Below are 17,610 nucleotides of genomic sequence, written 5' to 3' on the forward strand. Positions count from 1 at the left end.
GGCCCACTCACACAAGCACAGGATGTGCCTACTGAGCTCTTCGCACGGTCGGAAGAGAAAGTCGATAGGCTGCTAAGGCGAGAGGCCGAAGGCGCGCGCGAGGCTGTCCGGCATCGGCGGCCCCTGCACCGGCTTCGTCGTGAAGTTCGCCTCGGCGAGTTCCTGAGGCGTCAGGACATAGAGGGCTTCGGGGGGCGTGCGCATCGCCTTGATCCAGACCTCCGGCGCGATCCCCATCTCGGCGAGAAGCTCCTGGCAGCGCGCCACCGTCGACTGGATGTCGGAGATCGAGCGGTCGAGATCGGCGAGGCGGCGGAAGCCGGCCGCGCCTTCGGCCGCGTAGACCTGATGGAGGCCGATCCAGGCCCCCGCGCCGGCGCTGCGATGCACGCCGCCGGCAAGGACCAGCGGACAGGCCGAGGCGCAATAGCCGTCGGCGGGCACCTCCGTGTCGAGCCGGCGCTCGCGCAGGAGCCGCGCCATGGCCATCGCATCCTCCACCGCGCCGCCCGGCGAATGGAGCACGAGGGTCCTGGCGCCCGCGCCCACGCCGTCGAGAAAGGCGCGCAGCGCGTCCGCCGTGCCGGGATCGATGCGGCCGACCGCCGTAGCCAGGGCGCCGGGCGCCGTCCGGAAGGTCATCGGCCGCGCCATGGCCTCGCCCGGCACCGGGCCGTCATAGCCCGGCAGACGCGGCTCGCCCCGATCCGGACCGACGGGAATGGTCCTCGGCAGGAAGGGCCGGACCTGGTCGCCGGGGCTCGGCGGCGCCAGCGGCATCGGCTCGGTGCGCTCCAGCCGCTCGCGCTCGGCATCGGCGGCGGCGAGCGCTTGGTAGTCGAGGGCGGCGGTGCCGATGGCGAGGACGAGAAGCGCGAAGAAGATGCCGCGCAGCACGGCGCCGTCCGGGATGGACCGGAACAGGCGCTCCAGCCGGCCGGGGGCGTAGTCGTCGCCGACCATCGCCGTCCCTAGCGCAGCGCGCTTTTCGGATAGTGCGCCGCCGGCTGGTTCTGCTGGACGACATCGTCATGCGCCGCGAAGGCGGCGTCGCTCTCGCCGTCCATGGCGCGCAGCTGGCGGTGGATGCGTAGCGCCTGCATCAGTTCGGCGGCGCTCATCTCGCCGGTCTCGGCGGCGCTGCCCTCCTCGCGGCGGATGACGTCCTGCACGACGCAGAGGATGAAGATGAGGACGCCCGGCAAAAGATCGATGGCGATGGCCCCGGCCCAGGACGGCAGGAAATCACCGGCATAGCGGATGACGGCTTCCGGCGCCGAGAGCGGGGTGAAGCGCAGCGGCTCGACCACCGGCCGGGCGAGGATCTCGTCGGCGGCGCGGGCGAGCTGGTCGCTCTGCGCCTTCACGGCGGCCTCCACCTTGCCGACGACCTCCGTCTGGCGGGTCTGGAGATTGGCGTCGGCGGCATCGGCGACCGGCGCGATGAAGCTCTTGCCGAGATCCTCGGCCGCCCGCTTCACCGCCGGGGCGACCGAGGTCTGCTGGAGCGCGGTGATGAGGCCGGAGAGCTTCACCGCCTCCTCGGCATAGGCGTTGGAGCGCTGGGCGACCGGACCGGCGGAGGAGACGAGCTCGCGCATCGTCGCAAGGCGCTTCGAGCCCTCGGCGAAGATCGCGTCGACGCTTTTCCGCGATTCGAGGATCTCCCCCTGCAAGCCGCCGAGCTGGCCGGACATCTGCGACAGGAGCTGCACCACCGTACCGGAGCCGGACGTGCCGGTGAGCGCGCCGGACTGGCGCTCGACATCGGCGAGCCCGGCGAAGCGCTGGGCGGCGAGCTGGATGTCGGGCAACAGGCTCTGGGCGGCGAGCGCGTTCTCGTTCGCGGCGTTGAAGCGCTGCTGATAGTCCTCCGTCGTGTTGGAGAGATGCTGTTCCAGCGCCGCCGCGCCGGCCAGGGCCGAGGCGTTGAGCCAGGAGGACATGGCCATGATCATCACGGCGCCGAGCAGCATGGCCAGATAAAGGAAGCCCCGGCTGCCGCGCACATGCGGCATCAGCCGCATCAGATAGGACCAGAAGGCGTAGATGCCGACCGACACGGCCGAAGAATAGATGACGGCGCCGAGAAAGACGGTCGTCGCCGAGCCGTCGAGCAGCTCGCGCACCCCGAGATAGGTGAAGACGCCGCTGCCGAGCGCCAGCACGGACAGGGTGACCTGCGTCGTCGTCTCCAGGCGGTTCACCTGACCGCGCAGGAGATAGGATTGCGATTTGGACATGACGGCCCCGGACGGGCCGGCGCGGCCGCCCCACGCGCCGCCACCGGAAACCATTGGTTAAGCAGACATTAAGGCGGCGCGGCGGCGAGAAACAGGGGAGACCGCGCCGTCATCGCCGCGAAATGGAAAGATGCTGAACGGACCCGATCGGCGCTATAGAGCATCCGACGAGACGCGAGTGATTCGATCGATGGTTCCCGACGCCTTCGCCAAGCCCGGCCGCTTCCTGCGCGGCAATATCCATACCCATTCGACGCGCTCGGACGGCGCGCTCTCGCCGGAGGAGGTCTGCCGGACCTATCGCGAGGCCGGCTACGACTTCCTCTGCCTGTCCGACCACTTCCTGGAGCGCTTCGGCTTTCCGGTGGTCGACACGACGCCCTGGCGCGGCGAGGGCTTCACGACGATCTTCGGCGCCGAGATCCATGCGCCCGAGAACAGTCATGGCGAGATCTGGCACCTCCTCGCCTGCGGGCTGCCGCTCGATTTCGAACCGCTCGGCGAGGGCGAGACGGCGGTGCGGCTCGCCGAGCGCGCCGTCGCGGCCGGCGCCTTTCTCGGCATCGCCCATCCGCAATGGTCCTCGCTGTCGATCGAGGACGGGCGGCAGATGGCGGGCATCGCCCATGCGGTGGAGATCTGGAACACCGGCTGCGCGCTGGAGACCGATCGCGGCGACGGCACGATTCTGCTCGACGCCCTCCTCAACGAGGGGCACAGGCTCCTCGCCTACGCCGCCGACGACGCGCATTTCAAGTCGCGCGACTGGTGCGGCGGCTGGATGATGGTGAAGGCGGAGGCGAACGAGCCGGAGGCGATCCTGGCGGCGATGAAGCGCGGCGAGTTCTATTCCTCGCGCGGCCCGACGATCGAGCATGTCGAGATCGACGGCGCGGCGCTGCGCGTCGCCTGCTCCCCGGCGCGCGGCGTCGCGGTGGTCGGGCGCGGCTCGCGCGGCGACTATGTCGATGCCGGCGACGGGCGCCTGACCGAGGCCGTCCTGCCGCTCGAACGCTTCGCCGGCGACTGGTGCCGCGTCGTGGTGATGGACGAGGCCGGGCGGCAGGCCTGGACCAACCCGATCCATCTCGGCCCGCTGCCGCTGCGCTGACGGCGACCGGATGCGCGCCGCCCTCTACTTCACGCCGCCCGCCGACGCCGCTCTGACGCGGGCCGCCGCGCTCTGGCTCGGGCGCGACGCCTTTTCGGGCGCCGCCACCCGCGCTCCCGATCCGGCGATCGATCCGCTCGTCGCCGATCCCGCGCGCTACGGCTTCCATGCGACGCTGCGCGCGCCCTTCCGACCGAAGGACGGCGTGACGCTGGCGGACCTCGCGTCGGCGCTCGACGCCTTCGCCGCGACGCGGCGCGCCTTCGATCTGCCGAAGGCGGTGATCGCGCGCCTCGACGGCTTCCTCGCCCTCGTGCCGGCTGCGCCCTCCCCCGACCTCGCCGCGCTGGAATCCGCCATTCTCGAAGCCTTCGAACCTTTTCGCGCGCCACTCACCGCTGACGAGGTGGCAAGGCGACGGCCCGAGCGCCTCAGCGAGCATCAGCGCAACCTGCTCGACCGCTGGGGCTATCCTTACGTCCGCGACGAATTCCGCTTCCACATGACGCTGACGAATTCGCTTGCCGGCGACGCGCTGGAGCGGACGGAGACGGACCTGCGCCGGCGCCTCGCCGAATTCGACGGCGCGCCGCTCGCGATCGGCGGGCTCGCCCTCTTCGTCGAGGAAGAGCGCGGCGCGCCCTTCACCGTCGCGAGGCTCGCACCCTTCGGCGCCTGATCAGGCCCGGCTCGGCCGTTCGCGGGAGTAGCTCGCGAACAGGCTGTCCAGGAGCAGCGCGGCGACCTCCATGAGATCATAGCCGCGATCCAGCCGCAGCCAGTCGGAGATCGCCCCCATCACGGCGCAGCGCAGCGCCGCCGCGGCGAGCTCCGAGGTCCAGCCGGCGCCGAGCTCGCCGGCCTGCCGCGCATGGTCGAAGGCCTCCAGCACCGCGCGGTCGAAGGCCTTTTCCTTCTCGCGGCGCTCGGCCAGCGCCTCGCTCATCTCGCCGACATATTCGCAGCGGAAGAGCAGGATCTCGTGCACGCGCTGTGCATGCCCGTTCGCGACGAAACGGCGCACCATTTCGAGGCCGAGCGCCCGCAGATTGGCGAGCGTGCCGCCGTCGCGCCGCTCGGCCTGTTCCACGAAGAACTCTTCCTCCGGCGCGCTGACCCGCTCGCACATCGCCTTGAACAGGGCCGCCTTGCCGGAAAAGTGCCAGTAGATGGCCCCCCTCGTCACCTTCGCCTCGGACGCTATCTGCGACAGCGTGGCGCGGGCGACGCCCTCGCGATGGAAGACCGCTTCCGCCGCGTCCAGAAGGGCATCCCGTGTTTCCTGAGCCTCTTCCTTGGTCCGACGCACGAGCCGCTCCCTGTTTACATTCAGTCATGAATGTATGTATGCCGCATTGCAATACACCTTTCGACCCGTGGGTTCGTTTTCGATGACAGTCAGCCGGAGTCTCTCGATCGCCCTTCTGGCTGGCCTTCTCGCCACCGGCCCGGCCCTCGCGCAACAGAGCGGCGCCAGCAGCGGCGGCGGTGGCCAGGGGGGCGGCGGCAACGCGGCCGGTTCGGGCGGGCAGCGCGCGGCCGGCGGCGGCCAGGGCGGGCAAGGCGGCGGTCAGGGCGGCCAGCAGCAGCCTCCGCCGGCCGTGACCGTGATGACCGTCGAGGGCAAGACCCTGCCCATCACCTATGAATATGCCGCGCGCGTCGCGGCCTCCCGCGAGGTCGAGGTGCGGGCGCAGGTCGGCGGCATTCTCCTGGAGCGCAGCTTCGAGGAAGGCTCGCCCGTGGCGCAGAACCAGGTTCTCTTCCGCATCGATCCGCGCCAGTACCAGGCGGCGGTCGAACAGGCGAAGGCCTCCGTGCAGCAGGCCGAGGCGCAGCTGACCAACGCCCGGCGCACCGAGGAGCGCCAGCGCTCGCTCGTCCAGTCCGGCGCGACCAGCACCGCGACGCTCGACGACGCGGTGGCGACGCGCCAGCTGAACGAGGCCCAGCTCGCCGCCGCCAATGCCCAGCTCTACACCGCCAACCTCCAGCTCACCTATGCGACGGTGAACGCGCCGGTGAGCGGCATCACCAGCCGCGAGCAATTGCCGGAAGGCAGCCTCGTCAGCTCGAACACTCTCCTCACCCAGATCAGCCAGCTCGACCCGATCTACGTGAACTTCTCGGCCTCCGACACGGAAGCCGTGCAGATCCGCCGGCTGATCGAGAGCGGCGTCGCCTTCGGCAAGGCGAGCGGCCTGTCGGCCGAGGTCGTGTTCGGCGACGGCAGCACCTATGACAAGACCGGCACGATCGACTTCACCTCGGCGACGATCGACACCAATACCGGCACGATCTCCTCCCGCGCGGTGTTCGAGAACCCGCAGCAGCGGCTGCTGCCGGGCATGTTCGTGCGCATCTCGATCCAGGGCCTGTCGCTCGACAACGCCATCGAGATCCCGGCGGCGGCGCTGATGCAGAATCCGCAGGGCCAGTTCGTCTTCACGCTGGACGAGAACAATGTCGCGCAGGTGCGGCCGATCACGGTCGGGCGCGAGATGAACGAGCAGATCATCGTCGCCTCGGGCCTCAAGACCGGCGACCGGATCGTCACGGAGGGCGTCGTCAAGGTGCGACCGGGCGCGCCGGTCGCCCCTTCCGCCGCGCCGGCCGGGCAGGATCAGTCCGCGAAGGGCGGCGGCACCGGCCAGCCGGCCGCCGGGGCGGCGGGCGCCCCCGACGCCGGGGCGCCCAGCGGCTCCGGCGGCGCGGAAGGCGCCAACCAGCCGAAGCCCGCCGCGAACGGCGCCTCGGCGCCGGCGGGCGACAGCGGCGACGGCCAGTCGCTCGGCAGCGGCGTGCAGTCGCGCGGCGCCGCCCAGGGCCAGGGCGGCGGGCCGGTGGACGCGACGAAGAGCGATGCGAACAACGAGAACGTGAAGGCCACGACCTCGAACGGTGGCGCCGCGCAATGAAGTCTCCGCTCGGCTCGACCAAGATCCGCTATTTCTTCGTCCGCCGCCCGATCTTCGCGATGGTCATCTCCATCGTGATCACGATCGCGGGCGCGGCCGGCATGCTCAACCTGCCGATCGAGCAATATCCCCAGCTCGTGCCGCCGGAAGTCGTGATCAGCGCGTCCTATCCGGGCGCCAGCGCCGAGACCCTGTCCCAGACCGTCGCCGCGACGATCGAGGAACAGGTGAACGGCGTCGAGAACATGCTCTACATGCGCTCGACCAATTCGGCCGCCGGCACGACGCAGATCACCGTCACCTTCCGGACCGGCACCGATCCCGATCAGGCGACGATCGACGTCAACAATCGGGTGCAGCAGGCGCTGTCGCGGCTGCCGACCGAGGTGCAGCGCCTGGGCGTCCAGGTGAATAAGCGGTCGTCCTCGATCCTCGCCGTCGCGACCATGACGTCGAGCGATCCGCGCTACGACGCGACCTATGTCTCCAACTACGCGCTGCTCTACGTCATCGACCGCATCAAGCGCCTGCCCGGCATCGGCGATGCCCAGCTCTTCGGCCAGCGCGACTATTCCATGCGTATCTGGCTGCGGCCGGACGCGCTGGCGCAGTACAATCTGACGCCGGCCGACGTGCAGGCGGCGATCCAGGAGCAGAACGCGCAATTCGCCGCCGGTCAGTTCGGCGCCGAGCCGAACCGCAACGAACTCGCCTTCACCTATTCGGTGACGACGATCGGCCGCCTGCCGGATGCCAGCGCCTTCGAGAACATCATCCTGAAATCCGACGCCACCAGCGCCGGCACGCTGCGGCTGAAGGACGTGGCGCGCGTCGAACTGGGCGCCCAGGACTACGGCTTCAACGCCACCTATAACGGCAGTTCCACCGTCCCGATCGGCTTCTATCTCCAGCCGGGTGCGAACGCGCTCCAGACGCTGCAGTCGATCCGCTCGGCGATGGACGAGTTGCAGCAGTCCTTCCCGCAAGGCATCACCTATGCCATCCCCTACGACACGACGAAATTCATCGTCGCCTCGGTCGAGGAGGTGGTGAAGACCTTCATCGAGGCGATCATCCTCGTCGTCATCGTCGTCTATCTGTTCCTGCAGAAGTTCCGGGCGACGCTGATCCCGATCATCGCGGTGCCGGTCTCGATCATCGGCACCTTCGGCGCGCTCCTCGCGCTCGGCTTCTCCATCAACCTCCTGACGCTCTTCGCGCTCGTCCTCGCCATCGGCATCGTCGTCGACGACGCGATCGTCGTGCTCGAGAACACCGAGCGCATCATGGAGGAGGAAGGGCTGCCGCCGCCGGAAGCCGCGACCAAGGCAATGCAGGAAGTCGCCGAGCCGGTCATCGCCATCGTGCTGACGCTCTGCGCCGTCTTCGTGCCGGTGGCCTTTCTCGGCGGCCTCGCAGGCGTGATGTACCGCCAGTTCGCGGTGACGATCGCCGTGTCGGTGACGATCTCCGGCATCGTCGCGCTGACGCTGACCCCGGCGCTCTGCGCCCTGATCCTCAAGCCCTCGAAGGGCGAGCCTCTCCTGCCCTTCCGCCTGTTCAACCGCGGCTTCGAGAAGCTGACCGACGGCTATGTGGCGGGCGTGCGCTTCTTCCTGCGCCATGCCCTTGTTGGCCTCCTGATCTTCGCCGGCATCACGGCGGGCGCGGCCTATTTCTTCACCACCATTCCCGGCTCGCTGGTGCCGGAAGAAGACCAGGGCTCGAACTTCGCCGTCGGCATCCTGCCGCCGGCCTCCTCGCTGTCGCGCACCACGGAGGTGATGCGCCAGGTGAGCGAGAACGCGCGGAAGAACCCGGCCGTCGCCGATGTCGTCGCCTTCGCCGGCTTCGACCTCCTGGCGGGCACGCAGCGCACCAGCGCCGGCACGGCCTTCGTCACCCTGAAGGACTGGAGCGAGCGCGACGTCGACGGCCGCAACACGCCGGCTCAGCTGATGGGCGCCAATGCCGGCATCAAGGACGGCATGGTGCTGGCCTTCAACCAGCCGCCGATCCAGGGCCTGTCGACCACCGGCGGCTTCGAGCTCTACGTGCAGGACCGCACCGGGTCCGGTGTCCAGGGTCTGGTCGAGACGACCAACAAGCTCGTCGCCGAGGCCTCGAAGCGGCCGGAGCTGACGGGCGTGCGCACCACCTTCTCGCCCAACGTGCCGCAATATAAGATCGACGTCGATCGCGAGAAGGCCAAGGCGCTCGGCGTGCCGATCGCTGACATCTTCTCCACCATGCAGGCGACCTTCGGCAGCCTCTATGTCAACGATTTCACGCTGCTCGGGCGCAACTACCGCGTCAGCCTTCAGTCGGAATCGATCTTCCGCGAGAAGCCGCAGGACCTGAAGTTCGTCTATGTGAAGGCGACCTCCGGCGCGATGATCCCGCTCGACACGCTCTTGAAGGTGCAGCGCATCGTCGGCCCCGATCTCATCGAGCGCTTCAACGTCTTCACGGCGGCGAAGGTCACCGGCAATCCGGCGCCCGGCTATTCCTCCGGCCAGGCGCTCCAGGCGATGCAGGAAGTGGCCGGCGACCTGCCGCAAGGCTTCGCCATCGAATGGACGGGCTCGGCCTATCAGGAACTCGCGACGGGCGGCACCGGCGCGATCGCCATCGGTTTCGGCATGGTGATGGTGTTCCTGATCCTCGCGGCGCAGTTCGAGCGCTGGTCGCTGCCGCTCGCCGTGATCCTGGCGGTGCCCTTCGCCATGTTCGGCGCCCTCCTCGCCATCTGGCTGCGCGGGCTCCAGAACGACGTCTATTTCCAGATCGGTCTCGTCACGCTGGTCGGGCTCGCGGCGAAGAACGCCATCCTCATCGTCGAGTTCATCGTGATGAAGCGCGAGGAGGGCCTCTCCACCTTCGATGCCGCGCTGGAGGGCGCCCGTCTTCGCTTCCGGCCGATCGTCATGACCTCGCTCGCCTTCATCTTCGGCGTCGTGCCGCTGGCGATCTCGTCCGGCGCCGGCTCGGCGAGCCGCCATTCGATCGGCACCGGCGTCATCGGCGGCATGCTGCTCGCGACCTTCGTCGCGATCTTCTTCATCCCGATGTTCTTCAAGCTCCTGACGCGGGAGCGCAAGGCCGAGCCGAAGAGCGACTCGGATGGCGGCGCGCCGCGCGCCGGCGGCGATGGCGAGGCGGCGCCGGCCGGCGCCTGAGACCCGGAGCGGAGACGCGGCTTTCGCGTCTCCCCGCCGCCGCGACCGGCTTTTTCCCGGCTGCGACCGCGTCGACGGTTGCAATGCGAGAGAATTTCCTATTCCTGGCGGCCCGTCATCCTGAACCGCCCCTCGCTCGGGGGTGGTGAATGATGCTATCGCAAGGTTGCGCGCCCGCTCGTCCGCCCGGACGGCCGGCCGCGTCCCGGAGAAGCTGATTGGCAGTCGACACGGAACAGCCGCATCTCGCCCAGGAGCGCGGCCATGACAATTCGGGCTTCTGGAAGCTCCTGCTCGGATGCATCGGTGTCGTCTATGGCGATATCGGGACGAGCCCGCTCTATGCGCTGCGCGAGGCGGTGGTGCATGCCGCCGCCGACGGGCTGGAGGATGCCGAGGTCATCGGCGTCGTCTCGCTGCTCTTCTGGGCGCTGACGCTCGTCGTCACCGTCAAATATATCTGCCTGATCCTCCAGGCCGACAATAACGGCGAAGGCGGCACGCTCTCGCTGCTCGCCCTCGTGCAGCGCATCATGGGCCGCAAGATGTTCCTGGCGCTGATCGGCGTCGTCGGCGCCTCGCTCTTCTACGGCGACGCGGTGATCACGCCGGCGATCTCGGTGCTCTCGGCCATCGAGGGCCTGAAGCTGGTGACGCCCGGCCTCGACCGCTGGATCCTGCCGATCACCACCGTGATCCTCGTCCTGCTCTTCGCCGTGCAGAACCGGGGCACCGGCCGAATCGCGGCCCTTTTCGGTCCCATCACTCTCGTCTGGTTCATCGCGATCGGCCTTCTCGGGCTTCTGCATATCGGCGACCGGCCCGACATCCTCCACGCCCTCAATCCGCTCCGCGCCTTCTTCTTCCTGCTCAGCCACGGCTTCCTGGCGCTGATCATCCTCGGCTCGGTCTTCCTCGCCATCACCGGCGCCGAGGCGCTCTATGCCGATATGGGCCATTTCGGCCGCAAGCCGATCCGCGTCGCCTGGATCGTCCTCGTCTTTCCCGCCCTCGCCCTGAACTATCTCGGCCAGGGCGCGCTGATCATGGCCGACAATTCGGCGCTGGAAAATCCGTTCTACCTCATGGCCCCCGACTGGGCCCGCCTGCCGCTCGTCATCCTCGCCGCCATGGCGACCGTGATCGCCAGCCAGGCGGTGATCACCGGCGCCTTCTCCCTCACCCAGCAGGCGATCCAGCTCGGCCTCCTGCCCCGGCTGGAAATCCAGCACACGTCGGAGGAACAGTTCGGGCAGATCTATATCCCGAAGGTCAATCTCTTCCTCTTCATCGGCGTGATGGTGCTGGTCTGGACCTTCCAGACCTCGGGCAAGCTCGCCAGCGCCTACGGCATCGCCGTCACCGGCAACATGATCGTGACCTCGATCCTCGCCTTCATGTTCTTCTGGAAGTTCTGGAAGTGGTCGCCGATCGTCTCGGCGCTCGTCGTCACGCCCTTCCTCGTGCTCGAATCGGTCTTCCTCGGCTCGAACATGCTGAAGGTGCTGGACGGCGGCTATGCCCCGCTCGGCCTCGCCACGGTCCTGACCATCGTCATGTGGACCTGGATGCGCGGCACGCGCATCGTCTATGCCAAGGCGCGGCGCGAGAGCATCGCGCTGACCGACCTCACCCATATGCTGCAACGCTCGCAGCCGATGCGGGCGCGCGGCACGGCGGTGTTCCTGACCTCGGACACGCAGATGGCGCCGAGCGCGCTGATGCACAATCTGAAGCACAACGGCGTCCTGCACGAGCGCAACATCATCATGACGATCGTGGTGGAGAACACGCCGCGCGTCGCCTTGGAGGACCGGGTGCGGATCGAGCCGATCTCCGACCTCTTCACCCGCGTCTTCCTGACCTTCGGCTATATGGAAGAGCCGAACGTGCCGAAGGCCCTGTCGCTCGCCAAGAAGAAGGGCCTGAAGTTCGAGATCATGTCGACCTCGTTCTTCCTGTCGCGCCGCGTCTTCCGCGCGACGGCTAATGTCGGCATGCCGCAATGGCAGGACCGGCTCTATATCTCCATGGCGATCTCGGCGGCCGACACGTCCAACTACTACTGCCTGCCGACCAACCGCGTCGTCGAGATGGGCCAGCAGTTCACGATCTGACGAGGCGGCGGGCATCGCCCGCCTTGGTCTTCCACCGTCTCGGATCGGCGTGCTAGAGGCGGGCGGCGAGCGCTCCAGGGACGGAAAAAGACGTGATGGACGACGGACTTGCCCCGCCGCCCCTGCTCAAGCGCCGGCTCGCGGAGATCCTTCTCGCGATCGCCCGCGACGAAAGCCGCGAGCGCGTCTCGGTCGCCGATCTGGTGACCGCGCTCCAAGACCGTGCCTTCGGCGCGCTGATGCTGATCTTCGCCGTGCCGAACGCCATCCCGACGCCGCCGGGCACCTCGGCCATTCTCGGCGCGCCGCTGATCTTTCTCGCCGCGCAGCTCACCTTCGGGCGCAAGCCCTGGCTGCCGGCGGTGATCGCCAACCGCTCCATGCTGCGGGCCGACTTCGCGAAGATGATGGAGCGCGTCGCGCCGTGGATCGTGCGGGCCGAACGCCTGCTGCGGCCGCGCCTCGGCTTCCTCGCCCGGCCGCCCGGCGAGTATCTGATCGGAGCGCTCTGCCTCCTGATGTCGGTGATCCTGTTCCTGCCGATCCCGCTCGGCAACATGCTGCCGGCCGTCACCATCTGCGTCCTGTCGCTGGCGCTTCTGGAGCGCGACGGCCTCTGGGTGCTGGTCGGTCTGGTGCTGTCCGTCCTGTCGGCGGTGATCGTCTCGGGCGTGGTGCTCGTGGCGATCGAGGCGGCTCTCCTCCTGATCGAGCGCGTCTTCGCCTGAACGGTCAGCCGTTGCCGCTGGGCGGGCTGTAGCTGCGCAGGATGTCCTTCAATTCCGGCTCCTCGACGAGATCGGCCGCTTCCGACCGGCCGAACCATTGCCGGCGGCGCTGCAGCGCCTCCCGCCAGTTCTCCTCCAGCCGCTCCACCTTCAGCGGAAAGACGCGGACGGTGCAGCGGATCATGCTGCCGTCGTCGGTGAGCTTGTCGTAGTCGAAGGAGCCGACCGCCTTGCGGCGCGGCTTGCCGATGACGCCCGCCTCCTCGAAGGCCTCGCGCGCCGCCGCCTTGTGCGGCGGCAGGAGCCGCATCGGCCAGCCCTTCGGCACGATCCAGCGGCCCGTGCCGCGCGTCGTCACGAGAAGAACTTCGATCTCCCCGTCCTGCCCGATGCGATAGGGAAGCGCACCATACTGCTTGTTGCGCTTCGAAGAGGCCATTTCGTCTCCAGATCGGTTTCGCTTTGCGCCGCAGCAAAGTCTAGACAGAGAAATAGCGACACGATGTCGAGATTGCGACATGCGGCGGAAAGCTTTCCGCACGCGCCTGATGAACGTGAAACGACGGAACTGGCGGATCGGTTTGGCGATACCCATCTCACTCTCGCCTTTCAAGCGGCCCGGCATGCGGGTTTAGGCAAAAAGGAGGATGTAATGGATTCCCGGGACCGCGACGCGATCTCCGATCTGTTCAAGAAGCTGCGCGATGTCGAGCGGCAGGCAGGGCCGCGCGACACCGAGGCCGAGCGCACCATCTCTGACGAAGTCCAGCGGCTGCCGGGCGCGCCCTATTACATGGCGCAGACGATCGTCATGCAGGACATGGCGCTGAACGCCAAGCAGCAGGAGATCGAGGACCTGAAGCGCCGGCTGGAGCAGAGCGCCTCGGCCGCCCGCGAGCCGCAGCAGCCGGCCGAGAGCGGCGGCTTCCTGTCGCGCATGTTCGGCGGCGGCGGCGGTGCCGGCCAGGCCGCGCCGCGCCCGGCGCCGCAGGGCGGTCCCTGGGGCGGCGGCGGCGCGCAGCAGGCGCCGCAATATGCCCAGCCGCAGCCGCCGCAATATCCCCCGCAGAGCCAATACGCGCCGCAGGGTTATGCCCCGCCGCCGCAGGGCGGCTTCGGGCGCGGCATGGGCGGGGGTGGCGGCGGCTTTCTTGCCGGCGCCGCGCAGACGGCGATGGGCGTCGCCGGCGGCGTCGTTCTCGGCAATGCCATCGGCTCGATGTTCGGCGGCCATGGCGGCGGCCTCTTCGGCGGCGCCGGCGAGCAGGTCAGCGAAGTCGTGAACGAGACGACGAACATCTACGAGGGCGGCCAGGACGGCGGCCAGCGCGAAGTGGCCGATCAGGGCGGCTACGAGAGCGATGCCGGCTATCAGGACGCGTCCTATGACGACGGCGGCTACGACGATTCCGGCTTCGACGATTCGGAAGAGGTCTGATCTTCGCGGCGCCGGCTTCGGCCGGCGCCGCTCCTCGTCCATGATGCCGGGGCGGCGGCGCGCCGCCCCGTTCCGCTATTCGGCGGCCGCGGCCATCGGCGTGTAGTTGAGGATCGGCCCGAGCCAGCGTTCGACCTCGGCGACGGCCATACCCTTCCTCGCCGCATAGTCCTCGACCTGATCGCGCTCGACCTTGGCGACGCCGAAATAATGCGCCTCGGGATGGCCGATATAGAGGCCCGAGACCGACGAGCCCGGCCACATCGCATAGCTCTCCGTCAGTTTCACGCCGATCCGCGCCTCCGCGTCGAGCAGCCGGAACAGCGTCGCCTTCTCCGTATGGTCGGGCTGCGCCGGATAGCCGGGCGCCGGCCGGATGCCGCGATAGGTCTCGGCGATGAGTTCCTCCGGCGCCAGCGCCTCGTCCGGCGCATAGGCCCAGAGCTCGCGCCGCACCCGCTCGTGCAGCTCCTCGGCGAAGGCCTCGGCGAAGCGGTCGGCGAGCGCCTTCACCATGATCGCCGCATAGTCGTCATTGGCCCGGGCGAAGCGCTCGGCGATCGCCTCCTCCTCGATGCCCGCCGTCACCACGAAGCCGCCGACATAGTCGGGCGTGCCGGTGGCGCGCGGCGCGACGAAATCGGCCAGCGCCAGATTGGCCCGCCCCTCGCCCCGCTTCGAAAGCTGCTGGCGGAGCGTGTAGAAGGTCGCGAGCAGGTCGCCGCGCCCTTCGTCGGCGAAGAGGCGGATATCGTCGCCCTCGGCATTGGCCGGCCAGAAACCCACCACCGCCTTCGGCACGAACCATTTCTCCCCGACGATCTGGCGCAGCATCGCCTGCGCGTCCTCGAAGAGCGGCCGGGCGGCGGCCGCCTGCTTCTCGTCCTCCAGGATCTGCGGGTAGCGGCCCTTCAGCTCCCAGGTCTGGAAGAAGGGCGTCCAGTCGATATAGCGGGCGAGGCGTTCGAGATCGTAGGTCTCGAAGACGCGCGTGCCGAGGAAGCTCGGCCGCGTCGGCTCATAGGCGGCCCAGTCGAGCCGCAGCGCGTTCTCGCGGGCGCGCTCCAGCGGCAGGCGCTTCTTCTCGGCCTCGGCCCGCGCATGGCTGGCGGCGACCTTGGCATATTCCTCGCGGATCGAGGCGATATAGGTGTCGCGGGTGTCCGGCGAGAGGAGGTTCGAGACGACGCCGACGGCGCGGCTCGCATCCGTCACGTAGACCGTCTGGCCGGCGCGATAGCTCGGATCGATCTTCACCGCCGTATGGACGCGGCTCGTCGTCGCCCCGCCGATCAGGAGCGGAATCGCCAGCCCCTCGCGCTCCATCTCGGCCGCGACATGCACCATCTCGTCCAGCGAGGGCGTGATGAGGCCCGACAGGCCGATGACGTCGACGCCGTGCTTCCTGGCTTCTTCCAGAATGCGGGCCGAGGGCACCATGACGCCGAGATCGATGATCTCGTAATTGTTGCAGGCGAGGACGACGCCGACGATGTTCTTGCCGATGTCGTGGACATCGCCCTTCACCGTCGCCATCAGGATCTTGCCGGCGGCCTTGCGCCCGCCGCCCTCGGCCGCCTTCTCCGCCTCCATGTAAGGCAGGAGATAGGCGACGGCCTGCTTCATGACGCGGGCCGACTTCACCACCTGCGGCAGGAACATCTTGCCGGCGCCGAACAGGTCGCCGACGACGTTCATGCCGGCCATCAGCGGCCCCTCGATCACATGGAGCGGGCGCTCGGCCGCGCTCCGCGCCTCCTCGGTGTCGGCCTCGATGAAATCGGTGATGCCGTTGACCAGCGCGTGTTCCAGCCGCTTGCCGACCGGCCATTCGCGCCAGGCGAGATCCTGGCCCTTCGCCTCCCGGGCGCCGGTGCCCCGGAAGCGCTCGGCCAGCGCCAGCAGCCGATCGGTCGCATCCGGCCGGCGATTGAGCACGACATCCTCGCAGGCCTCGCGCAGCTCCGGGTCGATCGCGTCATAGACGGCGAGCTGGCCGGCATTGACGATGCCCATGTCCATGCCGGCCTGGATCGCATGGTAGAGGAACACGGCATGCATCGCCTCGCGCACCGGCTCGTTGCCGCGAAACGAGAACGAGAGATTCGAGACGCCGCCCGAGATATGGGCATGCGGCAGGGTGCGGCGGATCGTGCGCACCGCCTCGATGAAGGCGATGCCATAGCCGTTGTGCTCCTCGATGCCGGTCGCGACGGCGAAGATGTTCGGGTCGAAGACGATGTCCTCCGGCGGGAAGCCGATCGTCTCGGTGAGGAGCTTGTAGGCCCTGGTGCAGATCTCGACCTTGCGCTCCAGCGTGTCGGCCTGGCCGGCCTCGTCGAAGGCCATGACGACGACCGCCGCGCCGTAGTCGCGCACCAGCTTCGCCGCCTGGAGGAATGCCTCCTCGCCTTCCTTCATCGAGATCGAATTGACGAGCGGCTTGCCCTGGACACATTTCAGGCCCGCCTCGATCACCTCGAACTTGGAGGAATCGATCATCACCGGCACGCGGGCGATGTCCGGCTCGGCGGCGACGAGATTCAGGTAATCGACCATGGCCTGCCTGGAGTCGATCAGACCCTCGTCCATGTTGATGTCGATGACCTGCGCGCCGTTCTCCACCTGGTCGCGCGCGACGCCGAGCGCCGCCGTATAGTCGTTGTTGGTGATCAGCTTGCGGAAGCGCGCCGAGCCGGTGACGTTGGTCCGCTCGCCGACATTCACGAAGGGAATCTCCGGCGTCAGCACGAAGGGCTCGAGGCCCGACAGGCGCATCTGCGGCGCGATCTTCGGCACGCGGCGCGGCGCCCTGCCCGCCACCGCCTCGGCGATCGCCCGGATATGGTCCGGCGTCGAGCCGCAGCAGCCGCCGACGATGTTGATCAGCCCCTCCTCGGCGAAGCCCGCGATCTGCCGGGCCATCATGTCCGGCGTCTCGTCATACTGGCCGAACTCGTTCGGCAGGCCGGCATTCGGATAGGAGCAGACGAGCGTGTCGGCGACGCCCGCGATCTCCGCCAGATGGTCGCGCATGGCGGCGGCGCCGAGCGCGCAGTTGAGCCCGATGGTGAAGGGCCGCGCATGGCGCACCGAATGCCAGAAGGCGGTCGGCGTCTGGCCGGACAGGGTGCGGCCGGACCGGTCGGTGATCGTGCCGGAAATCATGATCGGCAGTTCGAGCCGCTTCTCGGCGAAGACCTCGCGCGCCGCGAAGATCGCCGCCTTGGCGTTCAGCGTGTCGAAGATCGTCTCGATCAGGATGAGGTCGGCGCCGCCATCGACGAGGCCGCGCACCTGCTCGGCATAGGCGAGGCGCAGCTCGTCGAAGCTGACGGCCCGGAAGCCGGGATTGTTGACGTCCGGCGAGATCGAGGCGGTGCGGTTCGTCGGCCCGAGCGCCCCGGCGACGAAGCGGCGCTTGCCGTCCTCCGCCTCGGCCCTGAGGCAGGCGCGCCGCACCAGCCGCGCGCCGTCGCGGTTCAGCTCGTAGACCTGATCCTCCATGGCGTAGTCCGCCTGGGCGATCGAGGTCGAGGAGAAGGTGTTGGTCTCGATGATGTCCGCGCCCGCCTTCGCATAGGCGTAGTGGATGTCCTCGATCGCCTTCGGCTGGGTCAGGATCAGAAGGTCGTTATTGCCCTTCAGATGGCATTCGCAGGCCTGGAAACGGTCGCCGCGGAAATGCTCCTCGTCGAGACCGAGCCCCTGGATCTGCGTGCCCATGGCGCCGTCGAGAATGAGGATGCGCTCGGCGGCGGCCTTGGCCAGCGCCGCGCGCGCCTCCGGCCGGGCCGCGCCGCCCACCGCGCCGAAAAGACTGTCGCTGATCTCGCTCATCGGTTCTTCGTCCCGTCCGAACGCAAGCTCGGCATC

Annotated in this window: 12 protein-coding genes; 7 read left to right on the forward strand and 5 right to left on the reverse strand. The window is 68.6% G+C overall.

Going from position 1 to position 17,610, the window contains the following annotated elements; translation table 11 throughout:
• Window positions 1–72: 72 nt before the first annotated feature.
• Complete coding sequence (locus tag IEY14_RS04625) at window positions 73–963, reverse strand: COG3904 family protein (protein WP_188906998.1); 891 nt, start codon at window positions 961–963, stop codon at window positions 73–75.
• 8 nt (window positions 964–971) lie between these two features.
• On the reverse strand, window positions 972–2,243 hold the full coding sequence (locus IEY14_RS04630) for a hypothetical protein (protein ID WP_188906999.1): 1,272 nt from the start codon (window positions 2,241–2,243) through the stop codon (window positions 972–974).
• A 190-nt stretch (window positions 2,244–2,433) separates the two neighbouring features.
• Between IEY14_RS04630 and IEY14_RS04635 the strand changes: the two genes are divergently transcribed.
• Complete coding sequence (locus tag IEY14_RS04635; RefSeq protein WP_188907000.1) at window positions 2,434–3,354, forward strand: CehA/McbA family metallohydrolase; 921 nt, start codon at window positions 2,434–2,436, stop codon at window positions 3,352–3,354.
• A gap of 10 nt (window positions 3,355–3,364) precedes the next feature.
• The gene (locus IEY14_RS04640) at window positions 3,365–4,033 is read left to right on the forward strand and encodes a DUF1045 domain-containing protein (RefSeq protein WP_188907001.1); all 669 of its coding nucleotides are present in this window, start codon (window positions 3,365–3,367) and stop codon (window positions 4,031–4,033) included.
• On the opposite strand, the gene IEY14_RS04645 is transcribed toward IEY14_RS04640, so the two are convergent.
• Window positions 4,034–4,663 (reverse strand): TetR family transcriptional regulator, encoded by a 630-nt coding sequence (locus IEY14_RS04645; protein ID WP_188907002.1) that lies wholly within the window; start codon window positions 4,661–4,663, stop codon window positions 4,034–4,036.
• Window positions 4,664–4,745: 82 nt separating this feature from the next.
• Here IEY14_RS04645 and IEY14_RS04650 point away from each other — a divergent pair, with 82 nt between their 5' ends.
• From IEY14_RS04650 to IEY14_RS04665, 4 genes are all read left to right on the forward strand, one after another.
• The gene (locus IEY14_RS04650) at window positions 4,746–6,272 is read left to right on the forward strand and encodes an efflux RND transporter periplasmic adaptor subunit (protein WP_188907003.1); all 1,527 of its coding nucleotides are present in this window, start codon (window positions 4,746–4,748) and stop codon (window positions 6,270–6,272) included.
• Window positions 6,269–9,451 carry an efflux RND transporter permease subunit gene (locus IEY14_RS04655; RefSeq protein ID WP_373288907.1) on the forward strand — a complete coding sequence of 1,061 codons (3,183 nt, stop codon included), beginning with the start codon at window positions 6,269–6,271 and terminating at the stop codon, window positions 9,449–9,451. The genes IEY14_RS04650 and IEY14_RS04655 overlap by 4 nt, the downstream gene beginning before the upstream one ends.
• 218 nt (window positions 9,452–9,669) lie before the next feature.
• Window positions 9,670–11,568 (forward strand): potassium transporter Kup, encoded by a 1,899-nt coding sequence (locus IEY14_RS04660; protein WP_188907004.1) that lies wholly within the window; start codon window positions 9,670–9,672, stop codon window positions 11,566–11,568.
• Between the two features lie 95 nt (window positions 11,569–11,663).
• Window positions 11,664–12,296: an exopolysaccharide biosynthesis protein gene (locus IEY14_RS04665; RefSeq protein WP_188907005.1), complete on the forward strand. Its 633-nt coding sequence runs from the start codon at window positions 11,664–11,666 to the stop codon at window positions 12,294–12,296.
• A gap of 4 nt (window positions 12,297–12,300) precedes the next feature.
• Here IEY14_RS04665 and IEY14_RS04670 read toward each other — a convergent pair whose 3' ends face one another.
• Window positions 12,301–12,735, reverse strand: a complete 435-nt coding sequence (locus IEY14_RS04670) for an NUDIX hydrolase (RefSeq protein WP_188907006.1) — start codon at window positions 12,733–12,735, stop codon at window positions 12,301–12,303.
• A gap of 213 nt (window positions 12,736–12,948) precedes the next feature.
• Between IEY14_RS04670 and IEY14_RS04675 the strand changes: the two genes are divergently transcribed.
• Window positions 12,949–13,734 (forward strand): DUF2076 domain-containing protein, encoded by a 786-nt coding sequence (locus tag IEY14_RS04675; protein WP_188907007.1) that lies wholly within the window; start codon window positions 12,949–12,951, stop codon window positions 13,732–13,734.
• A gap of 75 nt (window positions 13,735–13,809) precedes the next feature.
• On the opposite strand, the gene metH is transcribed toward IEY14_RS04675, so the two are convergent.
• Entirely contained in the window at window positions 13,810–17,574 is a 3,765-nt protein-coding gene (gene metH / locus IEY14_RS04680) for a methionine synthase (protein WP_188907008.1), read from the reverse strand.
• Window positions 17,575–17,610 lie beyond the last annotated feature (36 nt).

This window comes from Aureimonas endophytica (assembly GCF_014642635.1).
In the GTDB taxonomy this organism is placed as follows: Bacteria; Pseudomonadota; Alphaproteobacteria; order Rhizobiales; family Rhizobiaceae; genus Plantimonas; species Plantimonas endophytica.